General features: G+C 70.5%; 16 protein-coding genes. 3 read left to right on the top strand and 13 right to left on the bottom strand.

Features of this window, described 5'->3' with window-relative positions; translation table 11 throughout:
• Positions 1 to 31: 31 nt before the first annotated feature.
• The 6 genes from KSE_RS16000 to KSE_RS15975 all read right to left on the bottom strand — a co-directional run bounded on the left by KSE_RS16000 (position 32) and on the right by KSE_RS15975 (position 5,658).
• Positions 32 to 541 (bottom strand): P-loop NTPase family protein, encoded by a 510-nt coding sequence (locus KSE_RS16000; RefSeq protein WP_014136355.1) that lies wholly within the window; start codon positions 539 to 541, stop codon positions 32 to 34.
• A gap of 78 nt (positions 542 to 619) precedes the next feature.
• A complete protein-coding gene (locus KSE_RS15995) occupies positions 620 to 1,675 on the bottom strand; it encodes a glycosyltransferase family protein (protein WP_014136354.1) in 1,056 nt (351 codons plus the stop codon).
• Positions 1,672 to 3,390, bottom strand: a complete 1,719-nt coding sequence (locus KSE_RS15990) for a carbamoyltransferase family protein (protein WP_231873176.1) — start codon at positions 3,388 to 3,390, stop codon at positions 1,672 to 1,674. The genes KSE_RS15995 and KSE_RS15990 overlap by 4 nt, the downstream gene beginning before the upstream one ends.
• A 5-nt stretch (positions 3,391 to 3,395) precedes the next feature.
• On the bottom strand, positions 3,396 to 4,364 hold the full coding sequence (locus KSE_RS15985) for a thymidylate synthase (protein ID WP_014136352.1): 969 nt from the start codon (positions 4,362 to 4,364) through the stop codon (positions 3,396 to 3,398).
• 34 nt (positions 4,365 to 4,398) lie between these two features.
• Positions 4,399 to 5,391 (bottom strand): NAD-dependent epimerase/dehydratase family protein, encoded by a 993-nt coding sequence (locus KSE_RS15980; protein ID WP_014136351.1) that lies wholly within the window; start codon positions 5,389 to 5,391, stop codon positions 4,399 to 4,401.
• Positions 5,392 to 5,445: 54 nt separating this feature from the next.
• A complete protein-coding gene (locus KSE_RS15975; protein ID WP_033257737.1) occupies positions 5,446 to 5,658 on the bottom strand; it encodes a hypothetical protein in 213 nt (70 codons plus the stop codon).
• A gap of 307 nt (positions 5,659 to 5,965) precedes the next feature.
• Between KSE_RS15975 and KSE_RS15970 the strand changes: the two genes are divergently transcribed.
• Both KSE_RS15970 and KSE_RS15965 read left to right on the top strand, forming a co-directional pair.
• The gene (locus tag KSE_RS15970; RefSeq protein ID WP_014136349.1) at positions 5,966 to 7,297 is read left to right on the top strand and encodes a hypothetical protein; all 1,332 of its coding nucleotides are present in this window, start codon (positions 5,966 to 5,968) and stop codon (positions 7,295 to 7,297) included.
• Between the two features lie 31 nt (positions 7,298 to 7,328).
• Positions 7,329 to 8,414 (top strand): UDP-N-acetylmuramate dehydrogenase, encoded by a 1,086-nt coding sequence (locus KSE_RS15965; protein ID WP_014136348.1) that lies wholly within the window; start codon positions 7,329 to 7,331, stop codon positions 8,412 to 8,414.
• A 69-nt stretch (positions 8,415 to 8,483) separates the two neighbouring features.
• On the opposite strand, the gene KSE_RS15960 is transcribed toward KSE_RS15965, so the two are convergent.
• The 6 genes from KSE_RS15960 to KSE_RS15935 form a co-directional block, all read right to left on the bottom strand.
• Positions 8,484 to 9,416 carry a hypothetical protein gene (locus KSE_RS15960; RefSeq protein WP_014136347.1) on the bottom strand — a complete coding sequence of 311 codons (933 nt, stop codon included), beginning with the start codon at positions 9,414 to 9,416 and terminating at the stop codon, positions 8,484 to 8,486.
• A gap of 349 nt (positions 9,417 to 9,765) precedes the next feature.
• A complete protein-coding gene (locus KSE_RS15955) occupies positions 9,766 to 10,062 on the bottom strand; it encodes a hypothetical protein (protein WP_014136346.1) in 297 nt (98 codons plus the stop codon).
• Between the two features lie 162 nt (positions 10,063 to 10,224).
• Positions 10,225 to 10,785, bottom strand: a complete 561-nt coding sequence (locus KSE_RS46345) for a plasmid mobilization protein (protein ID WP_014136345.1) — start codon at positions 10,783 to 10,785, stop codon at positions 10,225 to 10,227.
• Positions 10,786 to 11,056: 271 nt separating this feature from the next.
• Positions 11,057 to 12,100, bottom strand: a complete 1,044-nt coding sequence (locus KSE_RS15945; RefSeq protein ID WP_014136344.1) for a DUF2637 domain-containing protein — start codon at positions 12,098 to 12,100, stop codon at positions 11,057 to 11,059.
• Between the two features lie 270 nt (positions 12,101 to 12,370).
• The gene (locus KSE_RS15940; RefSeq protein ID WP_014136343.1) at positions 12,371 to 13,585 is read right to left on the bottom strand and encodes a DUF3631 domain-containing protein; all 1,215 of its coding nucleotides are present in this window, start codon (positions 13,583 to 13,585) and stop codon (positions 12,371 to 12,373) included.
• Positions 13,586 to 13,877: 292 nt separating this feature from the next.
• The gene (locus tag KSE_RS15935; RefSeq protein ID WP_014136342.1) at positions 13,878 to 14,090 is read right to left on the bottom strand and encodes a helix-turn-helix transcriptional regulator; all 213 of its coding nucleotides are present in this window, start codon (positions 14,088 to 14,090) and stop codon (positions 13,878 to 13,880) included.
• Positions 14,091 to 14,689: 599 nt separating this feature from the next.
• Here KSE_RS15935 and KSE_RS15930 point away from each other — a divergent pair.
• Positions 14,690 to 16,009 (top strand): tyrosine-type recombinase/integrase, encoded by a 1,320-nt coding sequence (locus tag KSE_RS15930; RefSeq protein ID WP_014136341.1) that lies wholly within the window; start codon positions 14,690 to 14,692, stop codon positions 16,007 to 16,009.
• Between the two features lie 7 nt (positions 16,010 to 16,016).
• On the opposite strand, the gene KSE_RS38485 is transcribed toward KSE_RS15930, so the two are convergent.
• The gene (locus KSE_RS38485; protein ID WP_158413057.1) at positions 16,017 to 16,637 is read right to left on the bottom strand and encodes a hypothetical protein; all 621 of its coding nucleotides are present in this window, start codon (positions 16,635 to 16,637) and stop codon (positions 16,017 to 16,019) included.
• Positions 16,638 to 16,642: the final 5 nt, after the last annotated feature.

Genomic DNA, 16,642 nt, shown 5'->3' with positions numbered 1-16,642 from the left:
GTGGAGCCTTCCCGGTGCGAAGTGGGTCAGGTCATGTCTGTGGAGGGACGGCGGCGACGAAGCGGCGGGCGGCCCGGCGGCTGGTGAGGGTGACGACGCGGGCGTGGCCGGCGTGCTCGGCGATCAGCGCGCGGACCTTGGGCCGCATCTGGCGCCGGTAGCCGAGGATGTAGCGGATGAAGCCCCAGGTGATGCGGTCGAAGACGCCCTGGGAGGTGTGCTGTCCGCCGCGGTAGCGCCAGCGTCGCTGCAGGATGCCGAGCAGACAGATGATCGGGGGGATGTCGAGGAAGACGACGGTGTCGGCCCGCTTGAGGCGGATCGGGAGGGTGGAGGCGTAGTTCCCGTCGATCACCCAGCGGGGCCGGGCGACGAGTTCCTCCTGGAGAGCAGCGAACTTCTCCTGCGGCAGCGGGTTCCAGTCGGCGTCGTAGTAGACGCCGTCGAGGTGGGTCAGAGGGGCATTGATCAGTTCGGCGAGCCGGCGTCCGACGACGGTCTTGCCGCTGCCGCCGCAGCCCATGATGGCGATCCTGTCCATGCCGCTACAGGCTAGCGAGCCGTGCGGTGGCTCGGACCCGGACTTCTTCGGGCCACTCGGGCGAGATCTCCAGCGTGGTCATGCGCGGCCTCCTTCGAGCAGCAGGGGCGGGATGGCTGTGCCGGCCAGCGCGGCGGTGAGGGTGCGGAGCTGGCGGGTGAGGCGGAACGGGTCGAGCCGGTCGATGCAGCGGGCGATCAGGTCGGCGTGGGCCTGGCTGCCCGCGATCCGGGCGAGCGCGGTGACGGTGGCCACGACGTCGGCCGCGCTCGTGACGACCAGCTCGCGCGGGACGACCGTCTCGGCTGCCCGCAGGGTGCGCGGGGCCAGAGGCAGACAGCCGGCGAGGACGGCCTCGAAGAGCCGCTGGGTGAACTGGCCGGTCCTCGCGTACCGGTCCGGGGCGAGGAGCACGGTGGCCACGGCGGAGCGGTAGGTGGGGGTGACCTCGTCGAAGGGGATACGGCCGGTGAAGTTCACCTCTGGCCAGCGGGCGGTGCTGTTCCACTTCCCGGCCACCCGGTGAGGCAGTTGGGCGGCGGCCGGGGCGAAGAACTCCTCGAAGGCGGTGTCGCGGTCGTACTGGTTGCCGATGTAGACGAGTGGCAGCAGGCGCTTCTCGGCCGCGAGGACGGCCGGGTAGGCCCGGTCGAGGACATCGTCGGCGACAGGGAAGAGCAGGCTGGCCGCCCCGGGTGACGGGTACAGGGCCGGCTCGCACACCTGCAGGTGCCGAACAGTCCGCAGCGGATCGTCGGCGGGCAGCTGCTGGTCCTTGTCCCACAGCACTGTGCGGACGGTGAGCCGGTGGGTGTAGTGGTCGAGGAGTTCCTGCTGCCGGTGCAGGTCGCAGGTGTGCCCCTCGGTGCCGCAGGCGGTGGTGTTGCGGCCGGGGATCGGCCAGCGCCACTCCAGGAACAGAGCGTCGATCTCGGGCAGGCCGCCGTCCCATCGGTAGGTGGCGGTGAGGTCGGTGCCGGCCTCGGCGAGATCGCGGTTGGTCTGGAGGAAGACGATCTCGTGTCCGGCGGCGATCAGGCCGTCCACCAGGGTGCGGCGGTGGCTTCGCCCGCCGTCGGGGGTGTCGGTGATCCCGGAGCCGAGGAAGCCCCAGTGGCTGTAGCCGATCCTCATGCCTTGGTCACCCACCAGTCCTCGATGAGGAGCGCGTCCAGCCCGGACTCGGCCAGGCAGTCCAGCGCCATCTTCGGGGTGCCGCAGATCGGCTTGCCCTTCACGTTCAGGGAGGTGTTGATCAGGACCGGCACGTCGGTGATCTCGGCGAAGGCGGTCAGGATGTCGGCCAGGAGCGGGTTGTCCCTGGGCGAGAGAGTCTGCACCCGGGCAGTGCCGTTGGCGTGGACGATGGCCGGGATCGCCTGGCGGGCCAGGTCGGTGACCGGGGAGGCCATGGACATGAACGGGGCCTCTTGGCCGAGGGTGAAGTAGTCCGCCGCCTTGTCGGCCAGGACCACGGGGGCGAACGGCCGGAACGGCTCGCGGAACTTCACCGTGGCGTTGAGCCGGTCGGCGACGCCGGGCCGCAGCGGCGAGGCGAGGATCGAACGGTGCCCGAGAGCACGCGGGCCTGCCTCCAGCTCACCCTGGAACAGGCCGATGATCGTGCCCTTGGCCAGCTCGCGGGCCGCGAAGCCGACCGGGTCGTCCAGGCGCTGGGCGGTCATCCCCGGCCGTGGCTCGGCCGGCAGCTCCAGGCCGGGGAAGGACGGGCCGAGGTAGCAGGCCCGCGCCAGCCCGGTCGGGAGGTCACCGTGCCGGTCGAGGTGGACCGTAGCAGCGGCGCCGATCGCGGTGCCGGAGTCACCGGGCGCGGGCGGCACGGCGACCTCGTCGAACAGCCCGGAGGCGATGATCTTCCCGATGCTGACGCAGTTCATCGCCACCCCGCCGCCCACGCACAGCAGCCGGGCACTCGTGCGTTCGCGGGCGATCCGCGCCAGGTGCAGCATCACCTGCTCGGTGCGTTCCTGGAGAGCGGCGGCGAGGTCGGCGTGGACCGGGGCGACTTCCTCTTCCGGTCGGCGGGGCGGGCAGGTGAGCGCGGTGAAGGCTGCGGTCAGCCGCGGGTAGCGGCGGTCCATGACCCGCAGGCCGATCAGCCGGTGATCGAGGGCGAAGCCGTTGGTGGTGAGCCGGACGGCCTTGGCGAACAGCGAGCGGAACCGCTTCGGGTCGCCGAGGGCGGCCAACGCCATGACGGTGCCCTCCTCGTCCCCGCGCCGCCAGCCGAGATGCTCGGTGACGGCGCCGTACAGGTAGCCGAGGGAAGCGGGGTCGTCGAGCGCGTGGACGATCCGGTATGAGCAGCCGGCCGCGCTCTGCCGCGCATGGCCGATGGTGGTGGTCTGGGTCTCGCCGAGGCTGTCCACCACCAGGATGGCGGCCTCCTCGTAGCCGGAGGCGGCGAAGGCGTACAGCCCGTGGGCGCGGTGGTGCAGGACGGGCTGCACCTCGGCGTCCGGGAAGATGTCGGCCAGGCGGGCAAGGCGTCGGCGGGTGTTGGCGGCGACCTGGGTGAACGAGCGGGCCCGGGGCAGGGCCCTGGCGGCCGTCGCCGGTCGCAGGGTGTGAGCGAGGGCGGAGGGGATTGCCCGGAGGTAGTGGTGCGGGGTGAAGTTGTACGCGACGGTGCCGATGTCGGCGATGGTCAGGCCCGCTTCGTCGAGGAGCCACTCCACGGCCTTGGCCGGGTAGCTCTTGTCGTGCTTGACGGCGCTGAGCCTCTCTTCCTCGACGAAGCCGACGAGTCGGCCGTCGACGAGCAGGGCGGCGGCAGAGTCGTGGGTGTAGGAGCACAGGCCCAGCACGATGTTGCGGTTCGCGGCCACGTTGGTCACCTCTTCACTGGGATCGCCGGGATGGGCATGGCCGCGAGCGGGATCCTCTGCTCGCGCTGGTCGTACCAGAGCGCCAGGGTCTCGGGCAGCGGCCCGGTCGCCTCGGCGGCCCTGGCACGGGCCTCGTCGCGGCGACCGGCCTTCCACAGCCGGTAGCTCGCCAGGACGGCGGCGAAGCCGTCCCAGACCGGGTGGCCGACGGCCTCACCCACCGTGACCTGCTTCAGCATCAGGTCGAAGTCATCCCACGGGATGCCGAGCGGCTGCCACGCGGGTGAGGCGGGCGCGTCGGCGGCGAGGCTCCAGGCCGTGTCCTGGTGCTGGGCGTACAGGTGCAGGGAGTCGACGTGATGGTGGTAGTCGCCGACCTCGGCGCCGAGCCATCCGGCCATCAGCTCGTGCAGGACGGTGGTGGTGATCAGGTCGTACGGCAGGCCGAGCCACACGTCCTGGCTCCGCATGCTGGTGTGCATCTCCAGGCGGCCCTCCCGCAGGTAGAAGCGGTATCCGAGGGTGCAGGGCACGTCCTTGTGGCCGGCAGTGTCGCGGCCGGGGTCGAAGATCTGGACGACGGCGCGGCGGCTCTCGTTGTCCCGGGTCAGCTGGCGGCGCACGTAGTCGAGCTGGTCCAACTGCCCATGCCAGCGCCGCAGGCGCGGACCGTAGGCACCCTGGAGGGCGCCGTGGTCGGTGAGGCCGGCCAGGCGGCTGTTGAAGTCGTGGATCCAGTCGGCGCTGGAGCCGGAGAGGATCCACACGGTCTCGGCGGCGGCGAACGCGGGGTTCAGCACCCGGTACGGGCCGAGGTGGACCATCCGGGCGGCCGGGTTGGTCAGCTTGAGGTAGGCACCCATGAGCTCGGCGGTGGCCATGCCGCGCGGTGCGACGCTGCGGCCCTGGCTCAGGATGGCCTTGCCGGCACGGGTGAACAGCGCGTTCGCGCTGTCCGCGGTGGTGACGAACACGATTCCTCCGGTGGGAACGACGGGGCAGGATCGTTCAGGCGCCCACGGGCTGCGGGGAGTTGGCGTTGAGGTGGGCGAGCTGGCGCGAGACGCCCTGGGTGAGGGCGGTGCGGGGCTTCCAGCCCAGGAGGTCCACCGCCCGGGAGTTGTCGGCGAGGGTGGCCTCGACGTCGCCGGCCTGGGTGGGTAGCCGGTTGACTGGCACGGGTCGGCCGGTCAGCTCCTCGACGGCGGCCAGCACGTTCAGCACGGTGGTGGTAACACCGGTACCGATGTTGAGGACCGTCGTGCCGATCGGGGCGGTCGCGGCGGCGATGGCGGCTCGGACCACGTCCCCGACGTAGGTGAAGTCCCGGCGCTGGCTGCCCTCGCCGTAGAGGTTCAGGGCGGGGCCGCCGAGCGCCGCCGTGAGTGCGCGGCCGATCAGCATGTCATCGCGCTGGCGAGGGCCGTAGACCGTGAACAGGCGAAGTGCCACCGCGGTGACGGTGGAGGTGGCCTTGCCCGCGTGGGCCAGGCAGAGCTGTTCGCCGGCAAGCTTGCTGATCGCGTACGGCGACTCGGGGTTCGGCACGATCTCCTCGCCGGTCGCGCCGCCGCTCGTGGTCCCGTAGACGCTGGAGGAGGACGCGTAGACCAGCCGGGGAACGCGGACGTCCTCGCAGGCGGCCAGCACGCGCTCGGTGGCGAAGACGTTGCAGGCGGTGTACTCGGCAAACCGCTCGCCCCAGGAGCTGCGGACGCCCGGCAGCGCCGCGAGGTGGAAGACCGCGTCGGCCTGCAGGAACAGTGCCGTGAGCGGGCAGGTCCTCAAGTCGGCGGCGACGAAGGTGAAGCCGGGGTGGTCGAGGGCTCCCGCCAGGTTCGACGCCGCACCGGGGTCGGTGCGAGGGTCGCGGCGGTCCACGCCGATGACGGTGGCACCCTCGCCAAGGAGGGCGTCGACCAGGTGCGAGCCGATGAAGCCGGCGGCTCCGGTGACGACCGCCCGCGTCGGGGCGCGTCCTGGTGTTGCCTTTTGCTCCATTGAAGTCCCCCCAAGGGTCTTGTCGTTGATGTCTGGATCGACGGCGCCGGACGGTCAGGACGTGTGCGGCGTGCGCGGGTGGGTGCCGTCGAGCGCCGTGGTGTGGCTGAGGGCCGACGTGGCGAGCTGGTGCTGGACGGCCGTCCCGAGCAGGGCGAGGCACAGGACATGGCCGAGGGCCCACAGGCCGGTGAGAGCCGAGCCGATCGGGTCACGGGCCGCACTGCGGCGTCGTCGGCCCCGCGTTCCGCCCAAGATGTGGATCATCACCTTCTCCTCGAAGTTCCGTGCGCGGCCCCGAAGAGCCACGGCTGTCGAGTGCGAACGACATGAGATGCGCGCAGATCAAGGCGCGCTGCCCAACGGTCGGCCGGTGGCGAGGCTCGTCGCCTTGGCGGCCGGGGCGTGTCGAAACCATCACGCACCGCAACCTCGGCCGGGAAGGGCTGGTGATGGTCAGTCAGGTCAGGTGTTGGTCAGAATGGTCAGATTCACCCAATGACGGAGGGCGGCTCCGAGGGCTGCTGTACGTTGGCGTCGAATCTCTCAGCCGCATCGGACTTCGAGGTCACCTGTGGACGAAGGGTCTGTTCTCGGCGACTGCCTCAAGCGACTCGGCTGGTCGCCCGACAAACTGGCACGCGAGATCAACCGCGTGCGCCCGAACAGCATCAGCCCGAAAGCGCCCTACGGCTGGCTCAAGGGCTCCACGCCACGCGGATCGCTTCCGCAGATCGTCGCGTCGATCCTCTCGCACCATCTGAGGGAGACGATCACCGCCGAGGCCCTGTGGCCGGCGAAAGCCACCGCGCCTGGTGCCGACGGCTGGCTGCAGCAGCCGTGGTCGCAGGGCGGTACCTGGGAGGGACTCGGAGCGTTCACGGCGGGCCCCCTCCGTCCCGGCCTCGGTGTGTCGCCGCCCTTGTCCGGTCAGGGACTCATCGGCCCGGCCGTCGACTGGCTGACGACACCGGACGCGCCGGTTGCAGGGCGGCCCATTGGCGAGGCGATCAGCCCCCAGGCGATCGACGTCCTCGCTGACCGCGTCGCCCAGCTCCGTCGGCTCGACGATGCCCAGGGCGGCCCGCTGGTGCTGGACTGGATCACCCAAGACCTGAACTGGGCTGCACACTTGGCCCGCAACGGCACCTACGATCCGGCCATAGGGCAACGCCTCCACAGCGTGCTCGCCGAACTCGCCCAGCTGGCCGGCTGGCTCGCCTGCGACCTCGGTCGCAACGCCCTCGGCCAGCGCTACCTCCTCTTCGGACTCCGCGCCGCGCACACGGCCAACAACCGCGCGCTCGGGGCGAACATCGTCTCCTGCCTGAGCTACCAGGCCACCTGGCGCAGTGCGCACGACGAGGCGCTTCGCCTGATCAAGATCGCCCGTCAGGGCGTCGGAGGCGCACCCGGCGGCGCGGTCCACGCCCTCCTCGCCACCAGGCAGGCCCGTGCCCATGCCCAGCTGGGCCACCTGGACGACTGCGCTCGGACCCTCGACGAGGCGGCTGCCCTGGTCGAGTCCGCAGCAGACAGCGGCACACCCTCGTGGGCCTACTGGGTGACACCGGCTGTCCTGGCCGCCGACGCCGGCCGCGCATGGCTCGAGCTCGGCCGTCCCGAGGTCGCCGAACGCCACCTGTTGCGCGGCCTGCAGTTGTTCGGTGACGAGCAGCCCCGGAACCGGCTGCTGCACACGATGTCCCTGGCAGAAGCCCGGCTGCGGCGGCACGACCTCGACGGTGCCGCCGAGGCCACCCGCCAGGCCCTCGATCTCCGCTCGTATCTCGATTCCGGCCGCGCCAGACAGCGGCTGGCCGGCCTACGCGACGAGTTCGAGCACTCCGACAGCCCATTGGCGCACGACGTCACAGACGAGATCGGCGCCGTCCTGGCCGCGTAGCCTGGACTTCCGCACGCACCCGAGGAACCGCATGTACGTCCGCACACAGGTCCCGCTGGCTCCGCTCACCACACTCGGCATCGGCGGCAACGCCGTAGTCCTCGCCGAGCTGACCGACCCCGCCGACTTCCCCGACGTCGTTGGCCTGGCCCGTCGGGAGGGCGCCCGGCCCTTGGTCCTCGGAGGCGGCAGCAACATCCTCGTGGCCGACGCCGGGTGCGGCGTGCCCGTCGTACGCATGGCCACCCAGGGCGTGGCGTTCGAGCGCGGTGAAGACAGCGAGGCGGTCACCGTCACCGTCCAGGTCGGCCACATGCTCCAGGACCTTGTCGAGGAGACCATCTCCAACGGCCTGACCGGCATGGAGACGCTGATCGGCATTCCCGGCACCGTCGGCGCCACCCCGGTCCAGAACGTCGGCGCCTACGGGCAGGAAGTCGCGGACATCCTCGTGCGCGTCACCGCCTGGGACTGGGTCACCGGCCGCGAAGTCACGCTCTCGGCCGAGGACTGCCGACTCGGCCACCGCACCAGCATCTTCAAGCACTCCACCCGCTGGACGCTCCTCACGGTGACGTTCCGGCTCCGGCGGTCCGAGCTGAGCACCCCGATCACGTATGGGATGGTCGCCAGGGTCCTCGACGTCCCCAAGGGAACGCCGGTCCTCCTTGCCGACGCGGCTGCCGCCGTCCTGACCGTGCGCCGCAGCAAGGGCATGGTCCTCGACCCTGGAGACAGCGACAACCGCAACGTCGGCAGCGTCTTCCTCAGTCCTGTCGTCGACGAGAAGCAGGCCGAGAAGCTCCGGGCCGAACAGGCGCCCGTGAACGCCTTCCCCGACGGCCTGACCAGAGTCAGTGCCAGCTGGCTGATCAAGGCCGCCGGGTTCGCTCTCGGCCAGCCGATCGCCCATGGCATCCGGATGTCGACCAAGCACTTCACGCTCGTCGCCGAGGGCCACGCCACCGCCGGCGCGTTCGCCGAGGCATCCAGGACGGTCGCCGAGAGCGTGCAGGAGGTCACGGGTATCCAGCTGACCCCCGAGCCCGACCTCTTCGGCGACGAACCCGTGTACCTCCGCCTCAAGCAGAACGCGCTCGCTTCAGCAGCACTCTGACGGGGCTGGCCAACCCGGACGGTCGCTTCGCAGGCCTGGCCTGGCACTCCTCCCCGGTGAAGATGCTCCCTACCCGGCGGTGGCCAGGCCGCCCAGGTTCAGGCCGACCGTCTTCGCTGTACGCAGTGCCGCTCGGGCGCGTGCGGCACCGTTGCGGGTCACCGCTTCGCCTCCGCCGACGGTGAGCATGCGGGTTGCGAGGCCCGCACAGGGGCGGCAGATGCCCGGCTGGGGCACGGGGTCGTGGCACTTGGCGCACTCGGCGTACCGGGCCGCTACCGGGCGCACAGGGGCCGGTACGGGTGGCATCTTGCGCTCCAAGCGGTTGCGCAGCACCGCCACCGGCGAGTGGACCGGGATGGGCAGGCCGAGCAGGAGGGCAGCGGCAAGGTCGGCGTGGGTCGCGCCGCGCTCCAGCCACTGGACGACCAGCGGCGCAAGCTTGCGCGCTTCGGGCTCGCCGAGGTGCAGGCGCGGCTCGGTCCGGATCACCCGGAACAGCGTGGCGACCGCCTCGCTGGCCTGCTCGTCCGGCACCGCCGGAGGGTTTTTGGCGTCTTGGTGCTCCTCCTCCCGCCCTCCCAGCTTCTCGCCCGCCTGGTCGGCGGTCGCCTGGTCGTTCGCGGGGCCGGTGGGGAGGGAGGGTTCTTTGTGCCGGGTACTTTCAATTAGGGCGTCAGCATCACCGGTGGTCGCCTCACCGGAGACCGGACGGGTGGCACCCGGCAGTGCGAGCTGCGGGGTGTCATAGACGTGGGTCTCGGTGCGGATGGTGCCGTCGGGCATGCGGATCTTCTCGACGCGGTAGAAGCCGGCGTCGGTGAGCTCCTTCAGGGCCTTGCGGATCGCGCCGCGTCCCTGGGGGCTGGTGTCGGCCATGTGCCGGCCGTCCTCGCGCCAGCCGTCGGGGCGGGAGAGGAGGTCCGCGAGCAGGCCGCGGGCGGTGTAGGACAGCTGCCGGTACTGCAGCATGGCGTTGGGCAGCACGGTGAAGTTGCGCACGTGGGCGCTACGATGGACACGCATCGGGAGTTACCGCTCCTGGTGCCGGACCCCGGGGTGTTGGAGCACCGCCGGGGTCGCCTATTTTCGGTTGGATTACGGAACGTAGCACACGCTCCGATCGAAGATCGATGCAATCGGCGAGCGATCAGCATCACGCCTCAAGCGGTCAGACTTGGCCGCCGAAGGCCCCCAAGTGGCAGTTATGGAAGGCCACTTGGATGCATCCCCGCCGCTCGACGGGTGGGCCGAGTGCAGCCAGCCTTCGATTCGAGGTTGGCGGTCGTGGTCAGGTCCCCGCAGAGCCCGGCTGACCTGCGCGTCAGCCGGGGGCGCGGCGAGCGTCCCGTTAATTCCACATCACTCCGGCGAGAAGGCCGTCGAATGCGAGCGCCCGCATGGCGGTGTTGAAGTCGTCCCACTCGTTTTCAGGGTCGGTGAAGTGCTGATCGAAGTAGTCGCGGGTGAGGTCGGGCTCGTGCCATTCGTGGGCACAGCGGCATCGAACGAACACGTGGGCGCGGATGTTCAGGAGGGGCCAGTCGCGGGCGGCGTCGCACAGTGGGCAGGCGATGGTGATGCCGAGCGGGTTGAGCGGGTCGGGGTGGGGGACGGCGCGGATCACGGGACGGGCGGGGTTGGGCACGGGCGCCTCCAGGGGGCTGGTCGGTGGGAACCGACACAAGACACCCCTGCGCGGGAATGTTCCCAATCACCGAGATCGACATCAAATCGACATCAACTGCTTTAACTGCCAGAGGGGTTACGTTGCGCGGTGGCGGTGCTCTCGACGTTTGCCTCCCGGCGCCTATCGCCCCACGAGTTCGCCAGCGGTGGTGTCGACCTGGGAGACAGCTCGCCGGATGAGGCCCAGGGTCGCGTCGAGTTCGGCGGGGCGGAGGAAGCCGTTGGCGTTGAGGGCGAAGGCGATCTGGTTCAGGTTGTTGCCGATCCGGGCCAGTTGAGCGCGGCTGGCGGCCAGTTCGTCGACGGCGCGGTCGAGGCGGTCTTGCGGGTCGCCGGCACTCAGGCCGCGGGCGTCGTTGAGGGTGCTGGTGGCGCAGAAGCGGGCGATGGTCTGGCTGCGGTCAGCGGCGGCTCGGCGGATCTCTTCGAATTCGGCGGCGTTGTATCGGACGGTCACTCGGTGCGGGCGCTGCTGCGGGTCACGGTGGCGGCGACGCGGCTGGCGAGTGGGGTGGCTCGGGGCGATGTTCTCAAGGCGGTCGCTCTCTTCCCCTACCTCGCTCGGCGCCCCCTGGTGCCGAGCTGCCGGTGACGAGTCGAGCGCCCCCGCTCGACTCGCCGCCGGCTGTCCCTCGCCGGCCGGCGAGGGACCTGCGTGGGACTGCCCCTGGGGCGGTCCCACGCAATAGCTTGCTCCGCCAGCGGCGGTCAGTTCGGACGCCTTCTGCGGATCACCGTTGGGAGTAGGCGAGTTGAGGAGCGCTTCCAGGCCACCGTCGGGGCTGTCGGTGTGCCCGGGGTCGGACTGGTGGATCGTCAGGGGGGACTCCAGGGGGTGCGTGGGGATGGTGGGCGGGACCAGACCGGGCCTGGTCTGGATCACGGAGAGGGGACCCGGGTGCCTCGCGGGACGGTGCCGAGCGAGGCACCCGGGGTGAGCGGAAGTACCGGGATCAGATGCCGGCGGCGGGACCGTCGCCGTCCGGTTCGTCCGGACGGACCATCTTCATGACCGCGGTGAGGCGTTCGTCGGACAACGTGAGTCCCTGGGCGCGTACCGCGTTGCGGACGACGGACCGGCTCAGCCTCCCGGTGTCCGTCCACGCCCGGACGGCGATGCCGGCCAGATCCTCCAACGGCGCGCCCGCCGGTCGGCCGACGGGCCGAGGCTCTGGGGGCTGTCCGGCAATTCCGCTCGGCCCTTGGCCTGCGGCCTTTTGGGCCACGGTGTCGTCGGTCCGGGCGTGCTCCGCGCGGTCTGGGGCTGTCCATGGGAGGTCCTCGCCTGCGAACGGACGGTCTGAGCGGAATTGCCCGTCCGGTTCCGGGTCCGGTCCCGGACAACGGTCCCTGCCCGGTCCGTCCGCAGGCCGCAGCGATCCGGCGGTCCGGTTGGCGGTCCGGTTGGCGGTCCGGTTCGGTCCGGTCTGGTGGACCTCCATGGTCTGGTCCGGTCCGTCGGACCGTCCGTCGTCCGGAGACCGTCCGGTCCCAGAAGAGGGGACAGGGGCCGAGTTGCGGACCACTGGTTCGCCGCTCGACTGGACGACGGGCCGGATGTAGCGGGTGGTGTGGATGCCGAGGTGGACGGCTCCAGCGAGGGCGAGCGGGGAGATGGCGGACAGGACGCCGACCGCCGTGTCGCTCAGGTGCAGGTGCCCAGCGGTGGCCAGGGTCAGCTGGTTGAGTCGGACGGCGTGGAGGGTGTTGGCCCAGATGCTGGCGGCGGTGGAGGTGCCGAACAGCAGCCACACGTACGCGCGGGCGGTGAGCGGGGCGGTCCGCAGGAGCAGAAGGGCGCGGACGCTGTAGGCGACGAACCCGTCGACGATGAGCGGGAACAGGTAGGCGAGCTGGGCGCGGATCTGGATGGCGAGGGCCATCTGGCGCAGGGCGTCGTAGGAGAGGGCGAAGCCGGCGGCAGCGAGCAGGCCGATCGCGGCGAAATCCCAGACGGTCACACGGCTGGTGCGGGCGGCGCGGTCCGTGGTGGGCATGTGGGTGGTGGTCCTCCTTGGGGGCGGTCGAGGTGTTGGTGGCGGTGGGCCGTTGCATCCGTATTGGGCGTCCATGGCCCTTGTCCCGCTTGGCCGGTCGAGCCGGCAGTGACGTCCCGCCCGCCGTCCTAGCGGTGTACGCCGAGCCCTGCGGCAAGCGGGGGCGATACGGACGGCGTGACGGCGGGAGGGGAATGCCGTCCCAGCTGTGGCCTTTGGGACATGGGATGCAACGGCGGGGACGGGGCCTACCGCTTCTGGCGGGTGGGGTCAGGCATCGGTCGCGGGCGCGCGGGGCGGGAGCGGGTGGACCTTGGGGCAGTAGCGGCGCCATGAGTCGGCGAACTTGTTGAAGGTGTAGCCCTTGCGCTGGGTGCCGTCGGGCAGGCGGATGTTGGCGGAGGAGATCTGGTAGTCCTTCAGCAGTCCGGAGAGCGCTCGGGCGGTGAGGCCGCCGCGTCCGTGCTCGGCCCACGGAGCTTCCGGGTCGTCGTTCAGCGACGCGAGGAGGGCGGTGGTGGGCAGGGTCTCCGGGTCGCCGTGGGCGAAGAAGATCCGGCGGACGTCGGCGAGGATCCTCGCTCCGCCGCAGCTGTCCTCCTCGATCACCTCCTCCGCAGCGACCATGCGCACGCACGCCTGGCGGGCCCGGCGCGGCCAGGAGCCGCCGGCAAGGTCGGCGACCGCGATCAGGGGCTCCCAGGTGTCGGCGGCCCGGTCCTCGACCGGCATGTCCGGCTCCAGCACCTGAGCCTGCTCGGCCACCTGGCCTGCCCACAGGGAGAGCTTCGCGCGGGTCTCCCGAAGGAGGACACCGTCTCGGCGGTCGCGCAGCGGCGCGACGACCTCGCCGTCGGCGCGGCGGCGCATGCGGATCACGATTGACCGATCCATGATCGTGTCCGGCAGATCGCCGATCCCGGCCAGGGCGGCCATGGCGAAGGTCTCGAACTCCCGGGCCTGGTGGTCGTTGCCAACCGCTCGGGTGACCGGGCGGTTGCGTTGGTGCCCGGCGTTCAGCAGGCCACGGATGTCCTCGAACTTCTCGGCGGTCCTGGGGTTGCCGAAGATGGTGTCGACCTCGTCGACCAGCAAGGTGCGGGGCCGGTCGCTGATCGTGCGGTAGATGGCCGCCGCGCTGGTGTTGACCGTGATCAGCGGGTCGTGGACGGTCTCGACCAGGACGTCGAGCAGGCGGGACTTGCCGCACCGGCGGGCGGGAGCCACGATCGCCAGGCGCGGCGCGTGGTGCCACACCGCCTGCAGGTGCGTCGCGGCAGCCCACAGCGTGACCGCGTCCAGGGCCTCCGCTGACGGCAGGACCGCGTACCGGCGGATGTGGGTGTGCACCTCAGTCAGCAGCACGGCACCCGGCGACTCCGGCATGTCCGGAACCGCGGTGGAGCTCGGCAGGTTGGCGGTCTCGCTGCCGACGGTGGCCGGCTCTTCACCAGCGATGGACTCCGACAGCGGCTGGTCGGACACGTGAACGCCGGGGTGGCCCGGCTGGGCAACCGGCGGCCACGAGGCCGCCAGAACAGGCAGGTTGGGCAGGTTGGACGTGGGGGTGATGGGGGACTCCAGACTGCGGTGCGGCGGCGAACCGCCGCACCGCTCAGGGGGCAAGGAAGGAGTGCCGCCTCGCCATTCGAGATGCGAACCGGGGCTGCGGCGAGGACGGTACGACTGCGCGGAGCCAAGATCCACCGCACGGCGGCAAGTCAGCCGACGGCAGACAGGAGCGCTCCTCGGCTCAGATGCGGTGAGGCGGGTGCGATCAGGCGGCCTGGTCGGCGCTCTGGCTGTCGAGCCAGGCTTCCACCTCCGTCCAGCGGTAGCGCAGGTGCCGGCCGACCTTGATCGCCGTCGGGCCCTGGCCGCGGTGGCGCCAGGCGTAGACGGTCCCCAGCGGGACACCGAGGTACGCGGCGAGCTCCTCGGCACTGGCCAGCGGACGGCGATCGGCGGTGGCACGGGAAATCTTGGACAAGAGGTCTCCGGCGGGTAGGGGATAAGGGGAATTCGGGCAGGTCGGCGAAGGCCCGCGAGGGGCAGGTGCGTTTCCGTGTGGAGAGAAGTCTGCGCGCGGCCCGGCCGGAAACCTAATAAGGACCCCAGCCCGCCTTCCTGCGACCCCGGGCGGAGTCGTGGCCTGCCCGGCGGGGCGACGTGCGAAGCATTCTCCATGCGACCCGGCTCGCAACCTAAAACGGCCCCGGATCGGCTCACCGGCCGCCTCCGAGGGCAGAGGTCCGCCCAGCCTTCACGGCTCTACGGCAGGCCACGTGCAAGCTCGACCGCGTCTTGCTGCGGATCAGCGTCACGATCGTGCCCGCCAGGCGAACGCGCTGCTGAATAGCTGGGACGATCCGGCACGATCGGACACTATCGGGCACGGAAATCGCCGTACGGGAAACTCGCACTTGACAATCGGCTGCCGCTCGATCAATATCCAACACCCCGCCAAGAGCAGGTGCTGAGAGCGCTTCTGCCTGCGCGGTCCATTCGGCGGCAGACCTTCCCGCCGCCACCTACATCCGACTGCCGGCCAAAGGCCGTAATTCCCCTTACCCCGACCCAAGGAGCCGAATGGCGACCGTTTACGACACCTGGCACAAGACCCACCCCCGCCCCACCGACAAGCCCTGCCGTGAGCACAAGGGCAAGTACCCCACCGCCGACCACGGCAAGGGCAAGCGCTGGCAGGTCCGCTACCGCGACCCCAGCGGCGAGCAGCGCAAGCTCAACTTCGCCCGGCGGGCCGACGCCGACGCAGAGGCTTCGCGCCTCGACAACGACCTCAACCGCGGGGCCTACATCGACCCCACCCTCGGCAAGGAGACGTTCCGCGAGGTCGGCGAGCGGTGGCGCGCGAGCGCCGTCCACGGGTCGAGCACCGTAGAGCGCGTCGATCGGGCGCTTCGCCTGCACATCTACCCGATCCTCGGCGACGGGGCCATCGCGGGCTTCAAGACCTCGGAGATCCAGGCGTGGGTCAAGGACCGCTCGAAGATCCTGGCGCCGTCGACCCTGCGGGTGCACTACAGCTACGTGACCGCGATCTTTCGCGTAGCGGAGCTCGACCGCCAGATCCCGTTCAACCCGACGAAGGGGGTGAAGCTGCCACCCCCGCCGCGCAAGGAGATCGTCCCGCTCGCCGTCGAGGTCGTGGCTGCCCTGGTCGACGCTGCTCCTGGCTGGTACCGGATGCTGCTGCTACTGGCGGCGGCCTCGGGGCTGCGGCAGGGCGAGCTGTTCGGGCTTGAGCTGGCGCACATCAACTTCAAGCGCGGCACGGTCCAGGTGAAGCAACAGGTGGTCGGCCCGGATCGGGGCGAGCCTTACCTCGCGCCGCCCAAGACCCACGAGAGCTACCGGACGGTCCCGGTGGCCAAGCCCGCGATGGACGCGCTGGCGGCGCATCTGGAGAAGTACCCGGCTCGCCGGGTCGATATCGAGGACCGCACCGACCCGCGCCCCTCCAAGTGGAAGCGGCGGAAGGCGCTGCTCGTCTTCACCAACGAGCGCGGTGAGGCGATCCGCCGTGCGGCCTGGGCGTCGGTGTGGGAGACCCTCGTGCGGGTTGCCGACAAGGCCCTGCGGAAGCAGTACGAGGGCGCGCTCAAGAGTTGGGAACGCCGTGGCCGGCCGGCCGACGCGGAGCCGACGCTCCGCCAGGTGCCGGACGACGCCACGATGCACGACCTCCGGCACTTCTATGCCTCGGTGCTGATCAAGCACCGCGAGAGCGTCAAGACGGTGCAGAAGCGGCTCGGCCACGCCAAGCCGTCGATCACGCTCAACACCTATACGCACCTGTGGCCGGACGAGGAGGACACAACGAGGGCGGCGATCGAGGCGGCCTTCAGTGCTGTGCCCTCGCTAACTCTTTCCGGCATGAGGACGTGAGAGGGCTCTACCAAGCCGCTTCCGAGTTGGGCCGGAAGCGCTCGATCCGGTCCCGCACGGAGGACAGGTGGATCTGCTCTGGACGGCCGGCGAAGAGATAGAACAACGACTCCGGAACGTAGCCTGGCCGACGGAACCAGTTGCGAACCTGGTCTCCTCGACCCTGTTCATCAGCGATCTCTCCTAGGACCTTTTCGGTGTCCGCGTAGATGTGGGCGAGACGTATCTGCCCTGCCGACCGGTGGAGCATGAACTCCTGTAGCGGAGGCAGACCACTTGGCCCCGGTGTCCTGCCCCATTCCCTAAGCGCGGGCGTGGCCGTGAGGATGTCGTTGATGACATTGGAGGTTTGGACGTGGTGCCACACTTCCAACAGCGTCGCGCTTCGGCCTGGGTTGACCACGTGATCGGCAAGGTTGGCCAGTAGCCGACCCATGAGCATCAGATTGCGGCGGACATCGACTGGCACCTGCGTCCCGAGTACGGCCAGTGCGCCCTCGCGGAGCAAAAGGTCGGCAATGCTGACGACGCCGGCACCACGAGGGGCAACGTGGCAGGCTGGGCTTGATCCGCTTTGACGGACACTCCTGATCAGGGGCTTCGGCCCCGGAAGGATGATGTCCATCATGGAGA

This window comes from Kitasatospora setae KM-6054 (assembly GCF_000269985.1).
Lineage (GTDB): Bacteria > Actinomycetota > Actinomycetes > Streptomycetales > Streptomycetaceae > Kitasatospora > Kitasatospora setae.
This window is presented reverse-complemented; position numbering and strand designations above follow the sequence as displayed.

Bases quoted from the DNA above. Each gene is read 5' to 3' on its own strand.
- KSE_RS15980 (WP_014136351.1), bottom strand. From the start codon at position 5,391: ATGGAGCAAAAGGCAACACCAGGACGCGCCCCGACGCGGGCGGTCGTC.
- KSE_RS15965 (WP_014136348.1), top strand. From the start codon at position 7,329: ATGTACGTCCGCACACAGGTCCCGCTGGCTCCGCTCACCACACTCGGC.
- KSE_RS15930 (WP_014136341.1), top strand. From the start codon at position 14,690: ATGGCGACCGTTTACGACACCTGGCACAAGACCCACCCCCGCCCCACC.
- KSE_RS15975 (WP_033257737.1), bottom strand. From the start codon at position 5,658: ATGATCCACATCTTGGGCGGAACGCGGGGCCGACGACGCCGCAGTGCG.
- KSE_RS16000 (WP_014136355.1), bottom strand. From the start codon at position 541: ATGGACAGGATCGCCATCATGGGCTGCGGCGGCAGCGGCAAGACCGTC.
- KSE_RS38485 (WP_158413057.1), bottom strand. From the start codon at position 16,637: ATGATGGACATCATCCTTCCGGGGCCGAAGCCCCTGATCAGGAGTGTC.
- KSE_RS15945 (WP_014136344.1), bottom strand. From the start codon at position 12,100: ATGCCCACCACGGACCGCGCCGCCCGCACCAGCCGTGTGACCGTCTGG.
- KSE_RS15995 (WP_014136354.1), bottom strand. From the start codon at position 1,675: ATGAGGATCGGCTACAGCCACTGGGGCTTCCTCGGCTCCGGGATCACC.